The sequence below is a fragment of the Xanthomonas albilineans genome (assembly GCF_009931595.1).
GTDB lineage: Bacteria > Pseudomonadota > Gammaproteobacteria > Xanthomonadales > Xanthomonadaceae > Xanthomonas_A > Xanthomonas_A albilineans.
In genome coordinates, this window is the sequence record NZ_CP046570.1 from 3,616,221 (window position 1) to 3,632,093 (window position 15,873).

Here is a 15,873-nt window from a genome sequence, read left to right on the forward strand (position 1 = left end):
GCATGCAGAAAGTAGAGTAATCGGTTAACCACCGCGCCACCGGTGTTCCAGGGTTCAGCCTTGTTCCATTGCCGTGACGATGCGCGCGCGCGCCGTCTCGGCGATGCGCCGCCGTCCTTCCACATCCTGCAAGCGTATCGGCTCGAGAAAATGCACTTCAGCCACACGACCCGGCTCGCCGAGCATGCGCACCACATTGACCAAGAAACTCTCCTGCGGCCCGAACGCCACGACCGCCTGGGCCGAACCGCCTAGCCCATAACGCAGCGCCACCGGCTGCACAGGCGCCTCGACTTCCACTGCAGCCTGGAAGATCCGCGCATGGAACGGACCGATCTCATGACCGCTACGGGTGCGCCCTTCCGGAAACACTCCGACCGAACGCCCCGAGCGCAACTCTTCCCGCATGGCCTGCAGCACGCCACTCAACGATGCGTTGCTGCCACGCTGGTGGAAGATGGTCCGCACGCGCACGGCCAACCAGCCGATCAGGGGCCAGCCGGCAATCTCGTGCTTGGCAACGAAGGCCATCATGCGCTGGCTATGCAACATCACGATATCGATCCAGCTTACATGGTTGGCCACGAAAAACACCGGATTGGGCAATGGTGCGCCGATACGGCGCACCCGCAGGCCGAAGATGCGCAGGAAGCAGATCGACCACCAGCACGCCATGCGATCGCCCAAGGACTCGGCACCGCCGCGCCCCGGCGACAAGACCATGCACACCAGCACGCACGGTGTCGATACCGACACGTGCAGTGCCAGCAGCGGGACACGATAGCCGTAACGAATCCAGCGCAGCGCTCCACCCTGTTGGCGCGTGGCAATGTGCAAGAGCTCACTCATTCGGTGAAGGTTACCGGAAGCAGGAGGGCCAAGCGGGCTATTGTGTCAGTCTCACGCCGCTCGCGCGGCGACAGTTGCGCGGCGGCACCGCGCACCAGGCTCAACCACGCGCGATCACCGCCAGGGTCAGCCGCGACACGCACACCGGCTTGCCCGCCGCATCCTCGATGCGGATCTCCCACACCTGGGTGGTTCGACCGATATGCAATGGCCGGGTGGTACCGACGACCCACCCGCTGCGCACGCTGCGCAGGTGATTGGCGTTGATCTCAATGCCCACACAGACCTGATCCGGCCTCACGCACAGATTGCCGGCGCTGCTGCCCAGGGTCTCGGCCAGCACCACCGAGGCGCCGCCGTGCAGGATCCCGTATGGCTGCAGCGTGCGCGCATCCACCGGCATCGTCGCGCGCAACCAGTCCGACCCGGCCTCGCTGAAAACGATACCCAACTGCGCAACCAGGGTGTCGCGCGCATCGGCATTGAGGGCATCCAGATCGACCGGTTCACGAAAAGCCATGCGCCAATCCCTACAGTCAAAGAATCCCCAGCCTACCGCCAAGCAGGCCGCGATACCGCACCGCTGGTACTTTTCCAGCCACCCGATCCCCGATCTCATCGCTCAGAGAATCGGCACCAAGCCGGAGCCGAACGCCGTCAGCATCCTTACCAGCAGCCACTTCGGACCGACGTCGACCTCGGGGAAATCACCCACTGCGATGTAGCAACGGTGGAAGCCAGGATCGTGCCGGGTCAACGGGGCCGGGCAATCGGGGCCGGGCTGGAAGGCGTAGTCGGTGGCATAGCGCCACGGCCACAAATCCAGCACCGGCAACGATTCGGAGAGTTTGTCGATGCTGTAGTTCAAGCCCGACAGCAGCGGCGGCTTGATCCGTGGCGCCACCACCCAGGAATTCTCCGGCTCGATGTCGCGGTCGATGCTGGCCGCCAATGCCTGGGCAAATGCCGGATCGTCGACGATCACCGCCCCCTCGGTGTTGTAGGTTTCGCTACGCGGATCGAAGTTGTGTGACCCGATCACCCCGACACGGCGATCCACCACCAGCGACTTGGCATGCACGCCCATGCGCGCGCCCTCACGGGTCACCGGCAGCGGGTGGTTGGCAATACGTCGGCTCAGGTAGGGCCGGGTCTCGGTCCGCAACAGGCGGCGCTCGACCTGGCTGCCGTCGCCACGACTTCCGGACGGCCCGCCGCTACCGCTGCCCAGCAAGGAAAGGCGCTTGTCGGCGCTGCCGCCGACCGGCGCACTGGGCACGGGCGTCGGCACGGCAACGGTCTCGCCATCGGGTAGTTCCCCGCGCAACGGCGCGGGGAGCAAATTGGCGTAGTCCACCGGCGCATCCAGCGGGAACGGCATGTACTCGTAGATGTCCAGGCCCAGCGCGCGCAGGTTGCGCCGCTTGTACTTGTAGGACAGCGCATAGACCACCGGATTGTCGGTGGAGGCCAGACTGTTGCTGGCCACCACCACGCGTGGTGGATGCGCCCGCTTGCGCAGGTCGCGGAAGATCGCCTGCGCCGGGTCCGATAGCACCAGGTAGGGCGTCTGCAGCAAGATCTCCTCGCGCGCCTCGGCAATCAGATGATCGAGCCGTGGCGCGGTGGATATCGCTTTGGGTCCATGCTCGCGGCGATGCTTTTGCGGCAGGTCGGCGACGTAGTCCACATGTTCGACCGGCAGCGCCGGCAACACGAACGCGTTCTCCACGAACGCTGGATCAGCCGCCTCCTGACTCACCCGCTGGACCCGTTCCGGGCGCAGGAACTGGGCCGGCGGCAGTACCGGCACGCCATCGCGCAACAACATCTTGCCGACGTCGTTGAGCCGCGCCACAGGCACGCTGCGCCGCGCCTCCCAGTACGTATCGAAACTGGCGGCCATCGTGCGCGCCACCGGGCCAGCCACCAGCACGTCGCGGTCGCGGAAGTTGTATTCGCTGTCCCAGTCGAAATAATCATCCTGGTAGTTGCGCCCGCCGGCCACACCGATCGCCTCGTCCACCACCAACAGCTTATTGTGCATGCGCTGGTTGAAGTGGCGGAAACAGCACAGCACGCTGGCCGCATAGTGCAGGTAATTGGTCTTGGCCAGCCCGAAGGTGGGGTTGTAGATGCGTAGCGAGAAATTTTCGTGCGCCCCGGCCAACGCGCCGAGAATCTGCAAATCGGAGATCGCCGAAAGTTGGTCGATCAGCACCCGTACCTTGACCCCACGCCGCGCCGCGTCCAGCAGTTCGTCCATCACCAACCGTGCGCTATCGTCCTTGTCGAAGATGTAGGTCTGCAGATCGATACTATGGCTGGCACTGCGAATCAGGTTGATCCGCGCCACCAACGCTTCCTCGCCGTGATCCAGGATGATGGCGTAATGGTGCGGCGCGCCGCCGCTGGACTGCGCGAAGGCCTTAGCGGCCAACCCGCGCAATGGCGAGGCGAGCGCGCAGTGGTCGCTGCGCGTGCAGGTCAGTTGACGGTCTTGCGCGGCCTCCGCAATCGCCAGGGCACGGGCATGCTGTGTGTGCGACAGCGTCGCGCAACCACTGGCGAGCAGCAACACCGCCAGCACCACTCCCCTTATCAATACTGTCACCGAACGCCCGCCTCGACCAACCGCGTATGAAACACGAACGTGACCCGATCGCTCAAGGCCAGATCCCACTTATCCATCCCGTAACGCCCACGCAACACCGTACCGCGACTGATGACATCGCAATCATAGCCGGGCCGGCTGCATGCGGCCGGCATCACGGTCAACGCTTCGGGGTGACTGACTCCACGGATGCTCAAAATTCCCGATACCGACCCGCCACTGGTCAATAACCGCGGGGAAAACGGTTGCGAATCGAAGGAAACGACGGGGTAGCGCGCGGCATCGAAGAAATCCTCCCCGCGCATCCAGCCGGTATAGCGTGGTTTGTCGGGGATCTCCGCGTAGGCAGTGAACAAGCGTAGACGCACCTGATGACGGCCATCCGGCAGGACGTGGACGACACTTTCGTAACGCGGGAAAACGCCTTCGATACGCAGTCCGAAGCGTGTGCGGATATAGAAACCGAAGTGCGATTGCGTTGGGTCGAAAACGTAGTCGCCTGGCGGCAGCTGCGTCGCAGAGGTTTGCGCGCCGTCAGCAGCGGACAGCAAAGACAACGGCAACAACGCGGCGCACAGCGCCGCAGTCAAATGACGACGGCGCCGAATCAAGGCCACCAGAAAGCGTTCAGGCGCGCCACGCCGGGCTCGATCGGCGCCTCTTGTGGAACCGCCAGCACGGCGATACTGGCGGTGGGCATGCCGCGGTAGTCGCCGGACTGGCCGCTGTGCATCAGCGCGACTAGCCGTTCCATGCCTGGGTTGTGGCCGACCAATAACAACCGCTCGACGTCGCGATGGCCGTCTAGCAGGTCGGCCAGGGTACCGGAGGTGGCTTCGTAGATGCACGGCTCCAAGCGTTGCTCGACATAGCCGGTCAGGCCCAGGATCGCCTCCAGCGTCTCGCGCGCGCGGCGTGCCGGCGAACACAGCACCCTGTCCGGCACCAGACGTTGTTCCAGCAGCCAGCGCCCGGCCGCATCCGCCTCGGCCAGACCGTGCGGTGACAACGGTCGGTCGAAATCTGCCTGACCGGTGTCGGCCGGCTCGGCGTGGGCATGGCGCAGCAGGATCACTTCTCGCAAAACGATGGTCATCGGTCAGGCCTTCTTGAGCCACTTGAGCAACGGCTCCCAGTCCAGTTGATGGTCGCGGACCTGGGCGGAGCGGTAATCGAACAGACTGCGACCCAGCCCGACCAGCACCACATAGGCCTGGCTGTCGCGTAGTTGCCCCACCACCGGGTAAGGCCACTCATCGAGCATCTGCAACGCCTGTTGGGTCGCGTGGGTCCACGGCTTGCCGCGGTTGAGCAGCAGCCCGACCGGCAACTTGCGCTGGTGGACCCGCGGCACCTTGGCCAGTGTGTTGAGGAAGCCGACGCTGGCCTCGATGTCCAGCGCCGAAGGCGTCAACGGCACCACCACCGCATCAGCCTCGTCCAGGAAAGGTGCCAGGTCCTCGGCCATGGCACCGGCAGGAGCATCGATGATCACCCGCTGCGCATCATCCGGCAGCGCCGCACGCCAGGCGCGCTTGCGGCTGACATCGATTGGCAGCACCGCGCTGTCCAGACCGACACGGCGTTCGGCCCAGCGGGTCGAGGAACCCTGGGGATCAGCATCGGCCAGTACCGTCCGCTTATCGGCCAGCGCATAGAACGCGGCCAAGTGCGTGGCGATGGTGGTTTTGCCCACGCCGCCCTTGGAGCTAGCCACCAGGATCGTCTTCATGCACGCCTCGCCTCCGCGGAAGAACCCGAAGCGTACACCTGCGCTCCGTCAGCAGGTAGTCAACGCGGGTTTTCAGACAGACTGTTCAAGCCTCAATGGCAGTAGGAATGGAAAACGCCCCGGTCAGCAGTGCGTGAGGGTTCGTATTTCAATTTCTTGTTGGGACTGGCCTTCCAAGCGGACCCTAAGACCCGCGAGAAAAACTGCAGGAGAAAGGCGCGATTGGTCCAAAGCTTGTCCACGATGATGTCGACGTTTCCAACACTAAAGTGATGCAACTGCATACATTGCGCGAGCGCGCCAAAGGTCCGCTCAACCCTATGCACCCAGCACCCACAGCCACGCCGGCAATGTGAGCAGCGACAGCAAGATGCCGTAACCGACCAGCGCGGCCGCCAGCCGCGGCGCCAACCGGTGCGAGATCGCCAACAGCGCCGCGGTGATCATGGTCGGCATCGCAGACTCCAGCACGTTGGCTTGAAGCAGTTGCCCGCGTAGGCCCATGGCCAACGACAGCAGCCAGACGAGTGCTGGCAGCAGTAGCAGCTTCAGCGCCAGCCCGGCGGCAAGCGGCACCAATTCATCGCGCGGCAATCGCAACTGGATCGAAAAACCGACCGCCAGCATCACCAGCGGTAACATCGCATCAGCCAGATGTTGCAAACCCGAGGCGATCCAGGCAGGTGGCCGCACAGGCATCAGCGTGAGTGCGAACACCAAGGCCCACAGCGGCGGAAAGCGCGCCATCCGCGACAACGTCTGCTTCGGCGAGGGCGGCGCCTCGCCGCTGTAGCGCGCCAACACGTACAGGCCGAAGCTCGACAACAACACGAAGGTGCCGAACTGGTCGTAGACCACCGCATACGGCAAAGCCGCCTCGCCAAGCAGCGCATGCACCATCGGGTAACCGATGAAGCTGGTATTGCCCAATGCCACGCATAACAACAGGACCGCCTGCTGTTCGCGGCGCAGGCGCAGCGGAGTGCGCAGCGTCAGCACCGCCAGGACCGTCGCAGCGGTGAATAACCACGGCGTCAGCACCAGTCCCAGCAGAGTCCGATCCAGTTGCAGGCGCGGCACGTACATCAGCACCGAAGCAGGCAAACACAGGTAGAGCACTACTGCGTTGAGCACATCGGTGGTATTGGGTGGCAGCACGCGCAGGCGCGCGAACAGCTTGCCAAGGGCCAGCATGGTCAGGATCAGCGCAAACGCATCGAAGGCCATCAGTGCTACAGGGCTCTGCGCAGGTTACGCTGCCACTTGCACGCGCGCGGCGTGGCCACAGCGGCGACGGTGGCTAGCACCGCGTCGCGCGCCGCCATGTCGCAGCTCAAGGCCAGGCCGGCGGCGCAGCCTGCCAGGCAGCGTGGACATCGGCCAGCGTGGCGCGCTCGGCGTCGCGCCAGTTCGGTAGCAAGGCGGCGAAATCGGCACCGCCACCCCATTTATCCGGCCAGGTACGGACGGCGGCAGCGTACCACTTGACCGCTTCGTCCTTGCGCTGCAAGCGCCACAGGACCAGTGCCAGGGTCGGCGGGATCCAATCCGGCGCGGCTGGATGGCCGTTGATCAGCCCACTCCATTGGTTCAGGGCGCCAGCTGGATCGCCGATGCGCAGCAGGCTCCAGCCGTAATTCCACGCCATCTGGCGACGCTGCGCACTACCTGAGAGCCCTTGCAATGCCTCTTGGTACAGCTGTTTGCCCAGTTCCTGGCGGCCGTCCGTCATGGCGATAGCGGCCAGTTGCGCGCGCGCCTCGCTCGTACCCGAGCCCGCATACGAATTGCGCTGCACTGTATTGGCAAGACGCTCCACCAGCGCATCGCCAGTGCCAGCAATGGCAACCACCGGACGGGTGGTGCTGGCGTCTTGATCGAAATAGAACTCTTTCGGTGCCGGCAACGCTTGCGCCTGCGCACCTGTCATACCGACTGCCCCGATGCAAGCCAGCACTGCGGCCATGACCCGTGCGTATATCTTCACCACTGAAACCCCTTGGAGTTCGTGCCCTCCCTTTTGCACCATCCTAACCGCCAGCAATTCCACGGGCGAGCGCCTGCCTGCAAAAACGCGACTGATACAATCCTAAGCGCGCGCACGCTAAACCATGACGCGCGTCAGCCTTCCATCCTTGGGCAAGTACATGAACCGCATCGCCGATTCGCGTCCGTCGTCCTCTCTCGCCACTGCGGCCGCCGATGGCGTGGATGCCAGCTATACGTTGGAAGACAAGTACACCCGCACCGAAGGCCGAATCTATCTATCTGGCGTGCAGGCGCTGGTGCGCCTGCCGCTGATACAACAGTTACGCGACCGTGCTGCCGGACGCAACACCGGCGGCTTCGTCAGCGGCTACCGCGGCAGTCCGCTGGGCGGTTTGGACCTGGAGTTGTGGCGCGCACGCAAGCATTTGGACGCGGCCAACGTGGTCTTCAGGCCCGGCATCAACGAAGACCTGGGTGCGACCATGGTGTGGGGGACGCAACAGACCAACCTGTTCCCCGGCGCACGCGTGGATGGCGTATACGCCATGTGGTACGGCAAAGGCCCTGGCGTAGACCGCTGCGGCGACGTGTTCAAACACGGTAATGCCGCCGGCACTTCGCCTCATGGTGGCGTGTTGGCAATGGCCGCCGATGACCATGCCTGCCGCAGCTCGACCCTGCCGCACGCCTCGGAAGACGAATTCGTCAGCGCGATGATGCCAGTGCTCAACCCGGCTGGTGTGCAGGACATCCTCGACCTGGGCCTGCTCGGCTGGGCGATGAGCCGTTATACCGGGCGCTGGATCGGCTTCAAGACCATCGCCGAGACGGTGGAATCCTCGGCCTCGGTGGAGGTGGATCCCTTCGCACGGCGGATCGTGCTGCCGGAAGATTTCGCGCTGCCGCCGGGCGGGCTCAACATCCGTTGGCCAGATCCGCCGCTGGACCAGGAAATGCGCCTGCACCGCTACGCGATCGGTGCCGCGCAGGCCTTCGCCCGTGCCAACGGCATCGACCGCATGGTGATGGACGCGCCACTGGCGCGACTGGGCATCGTCACCACCGGCAAAAGCTATCTGGACGTGCTGCAAGCGTTGGAGTACCTGGGCCTGGACGCGGACGCCTGCACGCAGATCGGTATCCGCGTTTACAAGGTCGGCATGACCTGGCCACTGGAACCGCTGGGCATCGCCGCGTTCGCGCGTGGGCTGCAGGACATCGTGGTGGTGGAGGAAAAGAAGTCCTTCATCGAGCGGCAGATGAAGGAACAGTTGTACGCCTGGCCAACCAACGCCGGCCCCCGCCCGAGCATCATCGGCAAGTACGACGAGGCCGGCAAATGGATCCTGCCCTCCACCGGCGAACTGACACCGGCCACCATCGCTGGGGTAATCGCCAAGCGCATCCAGCACCTGCCGCAATCCAATGCGATCGACACCGCGTCGATCGAACAACGACTGCTGTGGATGGCGGCCAAAGAAACGGAACTGGCCCTGCCGCGTGTCGACTTCACCCGCGCCCCACACTACTGCTCCGGCTGCCCGCACAATACCTCCACGGTCGTGCCAGAAGGATCACGTGCCATGGGCGGCATCGGCTGTCACTACATGGTGACGTGGATGGACCGCGCCACCGACACCTTCACCCACATGGGCGGCGAAGGCGTGACCTGGTCCGGGCAGGCGCCGTTCACCGACACCGCGCACGTCTTCCAGAACCTGGGCGATGGCACCTATTTCCACAGCGGCTCGCTGGCGATTCGCCAGTCGATCGCCGCCGGGGTCAACATCACCTACAAGATCCTCTACAACGACGCCGTGGCGATGACCGGCGGACAACCGGTGGACGGCACACTCAGCGTGCCCGACATCGTCCGGCAAATGCAGGCCGAAGGCGTGCGCACCATCGTCGTGGTCAGCGACGAGATCGGCAAATGGACGCGGCGGCGCGAACTGTTCTCTGGCGAGGTGGAATTTCACGACCGCAGCGAACTGGATGCGGTGCAGCGGCACCTGCGCGAGGTCAAGGGCACCAGCGTGCTGATCTACGACCAGACCTGCGCCACCGAAAAGCGACGTCGGCGCAAGCGCGGCACGCTGCCTGATCTGCCCAAGCGCGTGCTGATCAATTCGCTGGTGTGCGAGGGCTGTGGCGATTGCGGCGAGAAGAGTTTCTGCGTGTCGGTGCTGCCGAAGGAAACCGAGTACGGGCGCAAACGCCAGATCGACCAGTCCAATTGCAACAAGGATTTTTCCTGCATCTCCGGTTTTTGCCCCAGCTTCGTCACCGTACACGGCGGGCAGTTGCGCAAAGGCCGCCAGATCGACACCTCCGCATTACTGGAGCATCTGCCAGAACCCACGTTCCACAGTGACCTGACGCAACCCTGGAACATCCTGATCACGGGTGTCGGCGGCACCGGCGTGGTCACCATCGGCGCGTTGCTCGGCATGGCTGGACACTTGGAAAGCAAAGGCGCCAGCGTACTCGACCAGACCGGCCTGGCGCAGAAGGGCGGCGCCGTCACCACCCACGTGCGTCTGGCGTGCCGGCCCGAGCAATTGCACGCCGTGCGCATCGCCGCTGGTGAGGCCGACCTGGTGTTGGGTTGCGACATGGGGGTGGTCAACGACTACTGGGTCCTGTCCAAGATGCACGGGGAACGCTCCCAGGTCGTGCTCAATACCTACGAAGCGATGCCCGGCAGCTTTACCACGCATCCGGACATACACTTCCCCGCCGCCGAGATCGTCGCCAGCGTGCGCCTGGCCCTGCGCGGTCGCGAGCCCTTGCTGCTGGATGCCACGGAATTGGCCACGGCGCTGCTTGGCGACGCCATCGCCAGCAATTTGTTCATGCTTGGCTACGCTTGGCAGCACGGTTTGGTGCCCCTGTCGCATGCGGCCTTGATGCGCGCCATCGAGCTCAATGGCGCCGCCGTGGCGATGAACCAGCAAGCCTTCACCTGGGGCCGGCGAGCGGCGCTGGATCTACCTGCGGTGCAGCGCGCAGCCGGAAGATCCAAGGTCAACGATGCCGCCGATACCGATGACGCCAACCCCGCACCGCTGGACGACAGCCGCCTGTCGCACTCGCTGCACGAACGGATCGCGCGCCGCCACGTCTTCCTGATCGATTACCAAGATGCCGCCTATGCCGCACGCTACACCACCCTGGTGGAACGCGTGCGCGCCACCGAACAGCGCATCGCTCCGGCTTCGACCGTGCTGACCGAAGCGGTGGCGCGCTACGCCTTCAAGCTGATGGCCTACAAGGACGAATACGAAGTGGCACGGTTGTACACCAGTGGCGAATTCCAACGGCAGGTCCAAGCCCAGTTCGAGGGCGATTACACACTGCAGTTTCATCTGGCGCCCCCGCTGCTGGCTGCCAAGGACGCACAGGGACAGCCGCGTAAACGCGCTTACGGGCCATGGATGTTTACCGCGTTCAAGTGGCTGGCCAAGCTGCGCCGGCTACGCGGCAGCCGCTTGGACGTCTTCGGCTACAGCGCCGAACGCCGCGGCGAACGCCAGCTCATTGCCGATTACATCGCCACGGTGGACGAACTGCTGCATCGGTTGCAGACGGACAACCTTGCGCTGGCGGTGCAGATCGCCAGCATCCCCGAACACATCCGCGGCTATGGTCATATCAAGCAAGCGCACCTGGACGAAGCCAAACAACGCAAAACACAGTTGCTGGCGATGTGGCGCAATCCCAAGGCGCTGCACATCGTGCAGACGAACTGAACCGTCCGCCTGGCTCAGCCGCGCCGCCAGACCAGGCAACGATTGTTGGCCGGCATCGTTGCATCTTCCTGCAGCGCTAGACCCTGCGCATGGGCGAGTGCCATCACCGCTTCTACATCGCGCAGACCGCTGGCGGGATCGCGTGCCTTCAGCCAGGCGTCGAACACGCGGTTGCTCTCGCTGGTGAACACACCGCCGACGTTGAACGGCCCGTAGACCACCAGCGTCGCCCCAACACAATCGGCAAACAATCGCCCGACGCCGGCGAAGAATGCCTGCACCGCCGCCCAGTCCATAATGTGCAAGGTATTGGCGCTGAACACCGCATCGTAGCCGGCCACCGGCCATGGCCCTTCGCATACGTCCAGGCGCAAGGCAGGCGGCGTGTTCGGCAATGCCGCCGCCTCCAACCATTGCGCGATACCAACGAGGTGTTCGGGGCGCTCGCTGCATTGCCAAGTCAACTGCGGCAACGCCGCGGCGAAATGCACCGCGTGCTGACCAGTGCCGCTACCGATCTCCAGCACACATTTGCGATCGGCGAAGTGCTGACGCAGCACGTCCAGGATTGGTCCACGGTTGCGCTCGCAGGCCGGCGCAAACGGCTTCTCGCTCATCGTGTCCGCTCTCCCAGTCGCTGACCACGCATTCGCCTCACCCACACGAGCGCACGAAGATGCGCTTGCCGCTGGCTACGCCGTACTTGGCCATGGCCACTTCGGCCAGCAGACCTTCGATCACCGACGGCTGCGCGTTGTCGACATCGATCAGCAAGGCCAGGCGCGGCTGATCGTCCTCGGTTTCGGCGCTGTTGCGAGAGTTCATGGCAAGGCTCTGCAAAAATTAGATGCGGCATGACGTCATGATCCCAAGAAGAACGGGGACGGCGCGACACGCTGCCACTGTGCCCGCACAGGTCCTGCACGACCAGCACTCAACGCTGCGCCGGCAACGCCTCGTAAGCCTGGCGCACCGCCGCCTCGCCATAGCGGCGTTCCAGCCGGCGCACGATGAAATGCCCGCGCGCCAGCGCCTGGAAATGCGCAATAAACACGGCGTTGAGCAGCGCGCCGCTGGCTGCGCCCACCAGTGGGACCGCCTGCGCCGCGAACTTCTCACTGACCGTCACCGAAAATTTGGCGGCGATGCGCGAGAGCACCGACACCAGCACCGGTGCGCCCTTGCTGCCGAGTCCGTGCGCGGCTACGTACTGCGCGGCAGCACCGAGTTGCTGCGCCATCGCCGCACGCACCGCGAAATAACCGGATTCGCTGTCCTCGTCCTGGCGAGGCCCGCCATGCGCCAGCACCTCCAGACACGCCAACGTGGTGGCTGGATCGTCCAGGCGCTCGCCTTCGGCGCGGGCGATATCGGCAATCGAACGCAGCATCAACGTCGTGGTCAACGGCAACTCCACCACGAGCCCAGGCAGACCGAAGAAGCCACCAAACGCGCCGGTCGCGGCCACCGCCGCCCCATGCAGACGCGGTCGCGCCTTGCCTGGTGCCTCTTGCACGCGCAGGGTCAGTAACGCCGAGCGCAACGCCACGCGCAACGCACGCTGACTGATTGCCTCCACGCGTGAGGACAGCACGCGCGGCAAGCGTTTGCTGAGCAGGTGCTCAATCGGCGCACCGACCGCATTGGCGATTTTCGCCGCCAAACCGGGATGCTCGAGCAGCAGCCGTGCCTGCGCCAGGTCACGGTGATCGTCGGCATCCAGGGCGGGAACGGGAAAATGCGAGGTCATGGCCGCAAGACTCCTGGCAAGGGTGTACGACAGCATGCACCACGCCGCGCAGTGCGGCTGTGGACAAAGACGGCGCGAACACGTGGCCTAAATCCGTTCCAATGAGCGGTTGCGAGTGACCGGACCGAACACGCCGACCACCAACGCCGCGATCAGCATGCTGGCGACGATGCAAGCCAGCACGGGACCGACACGCTGACCCGTGTTGTCCATCAAAAAGCCGATCAACAGGCTGCTGAACGCCGTGGATAGACGGCTGAAGGAATAGCAGAAGCCCACCGCACGGGCACGCAAAGCGGTGGGGAACAATTCGGCCTGATAGCCATGGTAAGCGAAACTCATCCACGCATTGCAGGCGGCAATCGCCGCGCCGCACGCAATAATCGTCAGCGGCTGACTCTGCCATGCGAACAGCGTGCCGAACAGCACCGCCCCCAGTGCCGATACCACCACCTGCGCCTTGTTCTCCCAGCGCTGGGCGAAACGCAGCAACAACAACGGTCCCAAGGGATACGCCAACGCAATCGCAAAGGAATAACCCAGGCTGTGCACGCTATCCGCACCTTGCTTGGCCAGCAGCTTCGGCAGCCAATTGCTGAAACCGAAGAAGCCCACCGCCTGGAACACGTGGAAGCCCACCAGCATCAGCATGCGGCGCCGGTACGGCACTTGCCACAGCGCCGCGAAGCGCGGCGGCGGCGCAGTCACCGCCGGTTCCGGTTCCGGGGCCGGCAGCGCACGCCCCAGATCGGCGCTGCAACGCGCTTCCAGTTCGATCAATACGGTGTCGGCCTCGACCTGCCGGCCTTGCGTCGCCAACCAGCGCGGCGACTCGGGCAGCCGGCTACGCAACCACCACACTGCCACGGCGAAGCCGCCGCTGAGCAACACCACCCATCGCCAGCCACTGATGCCCAAAGGCGCATGCGGCACCAACAACCAGGCGCTCAACGCCACCGCCGGCACTGCCAGGAACTGCAGACAAAAGGCGAAGGCGAAGGCCGCACTGCGCATCTGTCGCGGCACCAATTCCGACAAGTAGGTATCGATGGTGACCAATTCGATGCCCAGGCCGATACCGACTACACCGCGCCAGAGGATCACGCCCAGCGCACTGTGTTGCAGGCCCATCGCCACGGTGGCGATGCAGTACCAGAGCAGTGCGAAGGTGAACACCGGGCGGCGCCCGAAGCGGTCAGTGAACGGGCTCAACACGCTCGCACCGACGAACAGGCCCAGAAACGTCGCCATCCCGAAGGCGCCCTGGTCGGAAATGCCGAATACACCCGCCGCTCCCTCGGCGAAGATGCCATCGTGCAGCAGGCCGGGGCTGATGTAGGCGGTCTGGAACAGATCGTAGAGTTCGAAGAATCCGCCTAGCGCCAGCAACCCGACCAGCCGCCATAGCGTCCGGGTCGGCGGCAGGCGCTCCAGGCGGGCCGCGACGTGCGCGACGGAATCGGCGACAGAAACGACAGGATCGCGCATGGGCATGTACCAGTGGGGGAGGTGGGCGCCTGCGGCCAAGCCGCGGCGCCGACGCATGCTGCACGAGACCGTGTGACCGCCGCCACTTCCAAATGCAAGAAATGCTGAACAGAACGGATCGACGTTCAGCGCAACGTCGGGTTAACGCGGCGCATTGTTGCCAGAGCAGCTGCGATCCCAGGCGCAACGTTGATCAAGGCGAATGATGGGGTGCGGTCGATGCCTTCGACGGACGCGGCCTGTCGTCCTTTGCACAGCCCGATGGCGGTGCCATGATGCGCTTCTTGCCTTATGCTTGGCGACAAGTGACCCGTATGCCGACGCGGTTGCGTGCCAGGATCGGGATGCTGGACTTTTAAGGAGAAGGACGATGCGCAACAGCAACGCAATCGCACGCCACCGGCTGGTGTGGGCCTTTATCTTCATGACCGTAAGCACCTGTAGTACCGCGGCCGCACAACAGTCCGCAGCACAGGCGCAGGCACTGCTGCAGCAGACTCAACAAATCCAGCAAATGCAACAACAGATGCAACAGGTGCAGACCGAACAGGCATCCAACGGTCTGTCCGCGGCCTATCTGGAATGCCGCAAACAAGCCACTGGCCTGGATGAACGGCGCCGCTGCATCCAGCGCGAACAACGCGTGCAGCAGGATCGCCTGGATCGCGCTTACGACACGTTGCGTTACCGCCTCAGCGGCAGCGATCGCGCCAAACTGATAGACGCGCAATACACCTGGCAACAATCCAACGCGCAAGGCGAGGCGCTGGACAAGGCACTGAGTCGGCGCAGCCAGGAAGCAACCTTGCAGAACGCCGAGGCCAATCTGCGGCGGATCGGTGCCCGCGCCGACCAACTCGAAGGCTACGCACGCTCCGGGCACTGAGGGCGCAGCACGTCTACGTCGGCCAACGCGCCATCGCAGGAACTCTTCGCTGCAGCATCGCGCGGCCCATTGCGAATGCGCCGCCCCAGGCCCATTCGTGCATGCGGGCGCCTCAAACGACGAAAATATCCGAAGGCCGCCTGCGGCTGGAGCAGATGCTCACTACGCTTGACGCATATCACCACCACACAACACCGCCTAACGCCGAACAGAACCGCGCACGACCAATGGTCATGCAGGGTTGGGCGTTGCGAGAAAAGCGCACAACCTGCGTCACTGCCCCGGATCGCAGCCCGCGTCCTGCTGCGCGCACAGTTGCGTGGCACGGCGCAGCTGCGCCGCACTCAACTGCGGTGGCGGGCGTGCCGTGGCAGTCTGGATCTGATCCGGCGCACCGGTCAACGTGTGCAGCCCCTGGGCCGCCGTGCCCGCGAGGTAATAGACGCCCTGCACCAGGTAGCCGCCGCTCAGGCTGACCTGCTCCACCGAAGGCGGCGGGTGCCAGTCCTTGTCGAACGGATTGGGCTTGAGGTCGACCGGGTTCTTGAAGCGATACAGATCCAGCGGCTGGCCTTCGTCCGGCGGCAACGCCTGCACTTCGCCCAGGGTCTGAATATCCGGCGGCACGCTGTTGACCCGCGGCGGATCGGCAGTGGCCGGCGCAGGCACGGCCTGCTGCTGCGCATGCGCCGACACGCATGCCACAAACAGCACGGCAGCGATGACCAGACGCATCGTGCGGCTCATCCCATCGACTCCTTTCAGCGTTGTCACTGAACAGATGTCTAGCTTAAGTTCACCAGCGCACGGCCA

The 15,873-nt window shown here is 64.4% G+C and carries 15 protein-coding genes; 2 read left to right on the forward strand and 13 right to left on the reverse strand.

The genetic code is table 11. The features are described from left to right. Positions 1 to 54: 54 nt before the first annotated feature. The 8 genes from XaFJ1_RS15175 to XaFJ1_RS15210 all read right to left on the reverse strand — a co-directional run bounded on the left by XaFJ1_RS15175 (position 55) and on the right by XaFJ1_RS15210 (position 7,161). A complete protein-coding gene (locus tag XaFJ1_RS15175) occupies positions 55 to 849 on the reverse strand; it encodes a lysophospholipid acyltransferase family protein (RefSeq protein ID WP_012917568.1) in 795 nt (264 codons plus the stop codon). 100 nt (positions 850 to 949) lie between these two features. Further along, positions 950 to 1,369: a hotdog fold thioesterase gene (locus XaFJ1_RS15180; protein WP_012917569.1), complete on the reverse strand. Its 420-nt coding sequence runs from the start codon at positions 1,367 to 1,369 to the stop codon at positions 950 to 952. 102 nt (positions 1,370 to 1,471) lie between these two features. Next, complete coding sequence (locus XaFJ1_RS15185; protein ID WP_012917570.1) at positions 1,472 to 3,463, reverse strand: phospholipase D family protein; 1,992 nt, start codon at positions 3,461 to 3,463, stop codon at positions 1,472 to 1,474. Beyond that, complete coding sequence (locus XaFJ1_RS15190; RefSeq protein ID WP_045757072.1) at positions 3,460 to 4,080, reverse strand: YceI family protein; 621 nt, start codon at positions 4,078 to 4,080, stop codon at positions 3,460 to 3,462. The genes XaFJ1_RS15185 and XaFJ1_RS15190 overlap by 4 nt, the downstream gene beginning before the upstream one ends. Further along, a complete protein-coding gene (locus XaFJ1_RS15195; RefSeq protein ID WP_045757435.1) occupies positions 4,071 to 4,547 on the reverse strand; it encodes a SixA phosphatase family protein in 477 nt (158 codons plus the stop codon). Before XaFJ1_RS15195 ends, XaFJ1_RS15190 begins: the two co-directional genes overlap by 10 nt. A gap of 15 nt (positions 4,548 to 4,562) precedes the next feature. Then, on the reverse strand, positions 4,563 to 5,195 hold the full coding sequence (locus XaFJ1_RS15200; RefSeq protein WP_012917573.1) for a ParA family protein: 633 nt from the start codon (positions 5,193 to 5,195) through the stop codon (positions 4,563 to 4,565). Positions 5,196 to 5,513: 318 nt separating this feature from the next. Beyond that, the gene (locus XaFJ1_RS15205) at positions 5,514 to 6,422 is read right to left on the reverse strand and encodes an AEC family transporter (protein ID WP_012917574.1); all 909 of its coding nucleotides are present in this window, start codon (positions 6,420 to 6,422) and stop codon (positions 5,514 to 5,516) included. Between the two features lie 106 nt (positions 6,423 to 6,528). Then, complete coding sequence (locus XaFJ1_RS15210) at positions 6,529 to 7,161, reverse strand: tetratricopeptide repeat protein (RefSeq protein ID WP_045757074.1); 633 nt, start codon at positions 7,159 to 7,161, stop codon at positions 6,529 to 6,531. Positions 7,162 to 7,342: 181 nt separating this feature from the next. Here XaFJ1_RS15210 and XaFJ1_RS15215 point away from each other — a divergent pair, with 181 nt between their 5' ends. Then, complete coding sequence (locus XaFJ1_RS15215) at positions 7,343 to 10,936, forward strand: indolepyruvate ferredoxin oxidoreductase family protein (protein WP_045757436.1); 3,594 nt, start codon at positions 7,343 to 7,345, stop codon at positions 10,934 to 10,936. A gap of 14 nt (positions 10,937 to 10,950) precedes the next feature. Here the strand turns inward: XaFJ1_RS15215 and XaFJ1_RS15220 are convergent, their stop codons facing one another. The 4 genes from XaFJ1_RS15220 to XaFJ1_RS15235 all read right to left on the reverse strand — a co-directional run bounded on the left by XaFJ1_RS15220 (position 10,951) and on the right by XaFJ1_RS15235 (position 14,174). Beyond that, positions 10,951 to 11,553 carry a DUF938 domain-containing protein gene (locus tag XaFJ1_RS15220; protein ID WP_012917577.1) on the reverse strand — a complete coding sequence of 201 codons (603 nt, stop codon included), beginning with the start codon at positions 11,551 to 11,553 and terminating at the stop codon, positions 10,951 to 10,953. A 37-nt stretch (positions 11,554 to 11,590) separates the two neighbouring features. Next, positions 11,591 to 11,761: a PIN domain-containing protein gene (locus XaFJ1_RS15225; protein ID WP_012917578.1), complete on the reverse strand. Its 171-nt coding sequence runs from the start codon at positions 11,759 to 11,761 to the stop codon at positions 11,591 to 11,593. Positions 11,762 to 11,870: 109 nt separating this feature from the next. Next, positions 11,871 to 12,686 (reverse strand): EcsC family protein, encoded by an 816-nt coding sequence (locus tag XaFJ1_RS15230; RefSeq protein ID WP_187388416.1) that lies wholly within the window; start codon positions 12,684 to 12,686, stop codon positions 11,871 to 11,873. Between the two features lie 87 nt (positions 12,687 to 12,773). Next, on the reverse strand, positions 12,774 to 14,174 hold the full coding sequence (locus XaFJ1_RS15235; RefSeq protein WP_012917580.1) for an MFS transporter: 1,401 nt from the start codon (positions 14,172 to 14,174) through the stop codon (positions 12,774 to 12,776). 370 nt (positions 14,175 to 14,544) lie between these two features. Between XaFJ1_RS15235 and XaFJ1_RS16300 the strand changes: the two genes are divergently transcribed. Next, positions 14,545 to 15,060, forward strand: a complete 516-nt coding sequence (locus tag XaFJ1_RS16300) for a lysozyme inhibitor LprI family protein (protein ID WP_012917581.1) — start codon at positions 14,545 to 14,547, stop codon at positions 15,058 to 15,060. A gap of 273 nt (positions 15,061 to 15,333) precedes the next feature. Here the strand turns inward: XaFJ1_RS16300 and XaFJ1_RS15245 are convergent, their stop codons facing one another. Further along, positions 15,334 to 15,807: an invasion associated locus B family protein gene (locus tag XaFJ1_RS15245; protein WP_012917582.1), complete on the reverse strand. Its 474-nt coding sequence runs from the start codon at positions 15,805 to 15,807 to the stop codon at positions 15,334 to 15,336. Positions 15,808 to 15,873 lie beyond the last annotated feature (66 nt).

What these genes read in the sequence shown, in the direction of transcription:
- XaFJ1_RS15175 (WP_012917568.1), bottom strand. Translation starts at nt 849, where the DNA reads ATGAGTGAGCTCTTGCACATTGCCACGCGCCAACAGGGTGGAGCGCTG.
- XaFJ1_RS15180 (WP_012917569.1), bottom strand. Translation starts at nt 1,369, where the DNA reads ATGGCTTTTCGTGAACCGGTCGATCTGGATGCCCTCAATGCCGATGCG.
- XaFJ1_RS15200 (WP_012917573.1), bottom strand. Translation starts at nt 5,195, where the DNA reads ATGAAGACGATCCTGGTGGCTAGCTCCAAGGGCGGCGTGGGCAAAACC.
- XaFJ1_RS15205 (WP_012917574.1), bottom strand. Translation starts at nt 6,422, where the DNA reads ATGGCCTTCGATGCGTTTGCGCTGATCCTGACCATGCTGGCCCTTGGC.
- XaFJ1_RS15210 (WP_045757074.1), bottom strand. Translation starts at nt 7,161, where the DNA reads ATGGCCGCAGTGCTGGCTTGCATCGGGGCAGTCGGTATGACAGGTGCG.
- XaFJ1_RS15215 (WP_045757436.1), top strand. Translation starts at nt 7,343, where the DNA reads ATGAACCGCATCGCCGATTCGCGTCCGTCGTCCTCTCTCGCCACTGCG.
- XaFJ1_RS15220 (WP_012917577.1), bottom strand. Translation starts at nt 11,553, where the DNA reads ATGAGCGAGAAGCCGTTTGCGCCGGCCTGCGAGCGCAACCGTGGACCA.
- XaFJ1_RS15225 (WP_012917578.1), bottom strand. Translation starts at nt 11,761, where the DNA reads ATGAACTCTCGCAACAGCGCCGAAACCGAGGACGATCAGCCGCGCCTG.
- XaFJ1_RS15230 (WP_187388416.1), bottom strand. Translation starts at nt 12,686, where the DNA reads ATGACCTCGCATTTTCCCGTTCCCGCCCTGGATGCCGACGATCACCGT.
- XaFJ1_RS15235 (WP_012917580.1), bottom strand. Translation starts at nt 14,174, where the DNA reads ATGCGCGATCCTGTCGTTTCTGTCGCCGATTCCGTCGCGCACGTCGCG.
- XaFJ1_RS16300 (WP_012917581.1), top strand. Translation starts at nt 14,545, where the DNA reads ATGCGCAACAGCAACGCAATCGCACGCCACCGGCTGGTGTGGGCCTTT.
- XaFJ1_RS15245 (WP_012917582.1), bottom strand. Translation starts at nt 15,807, where the DNA reads ATGAGCCGCACGATGCGTCTGGTCATCGCTGCCGTGCTGTTTGTGGCA.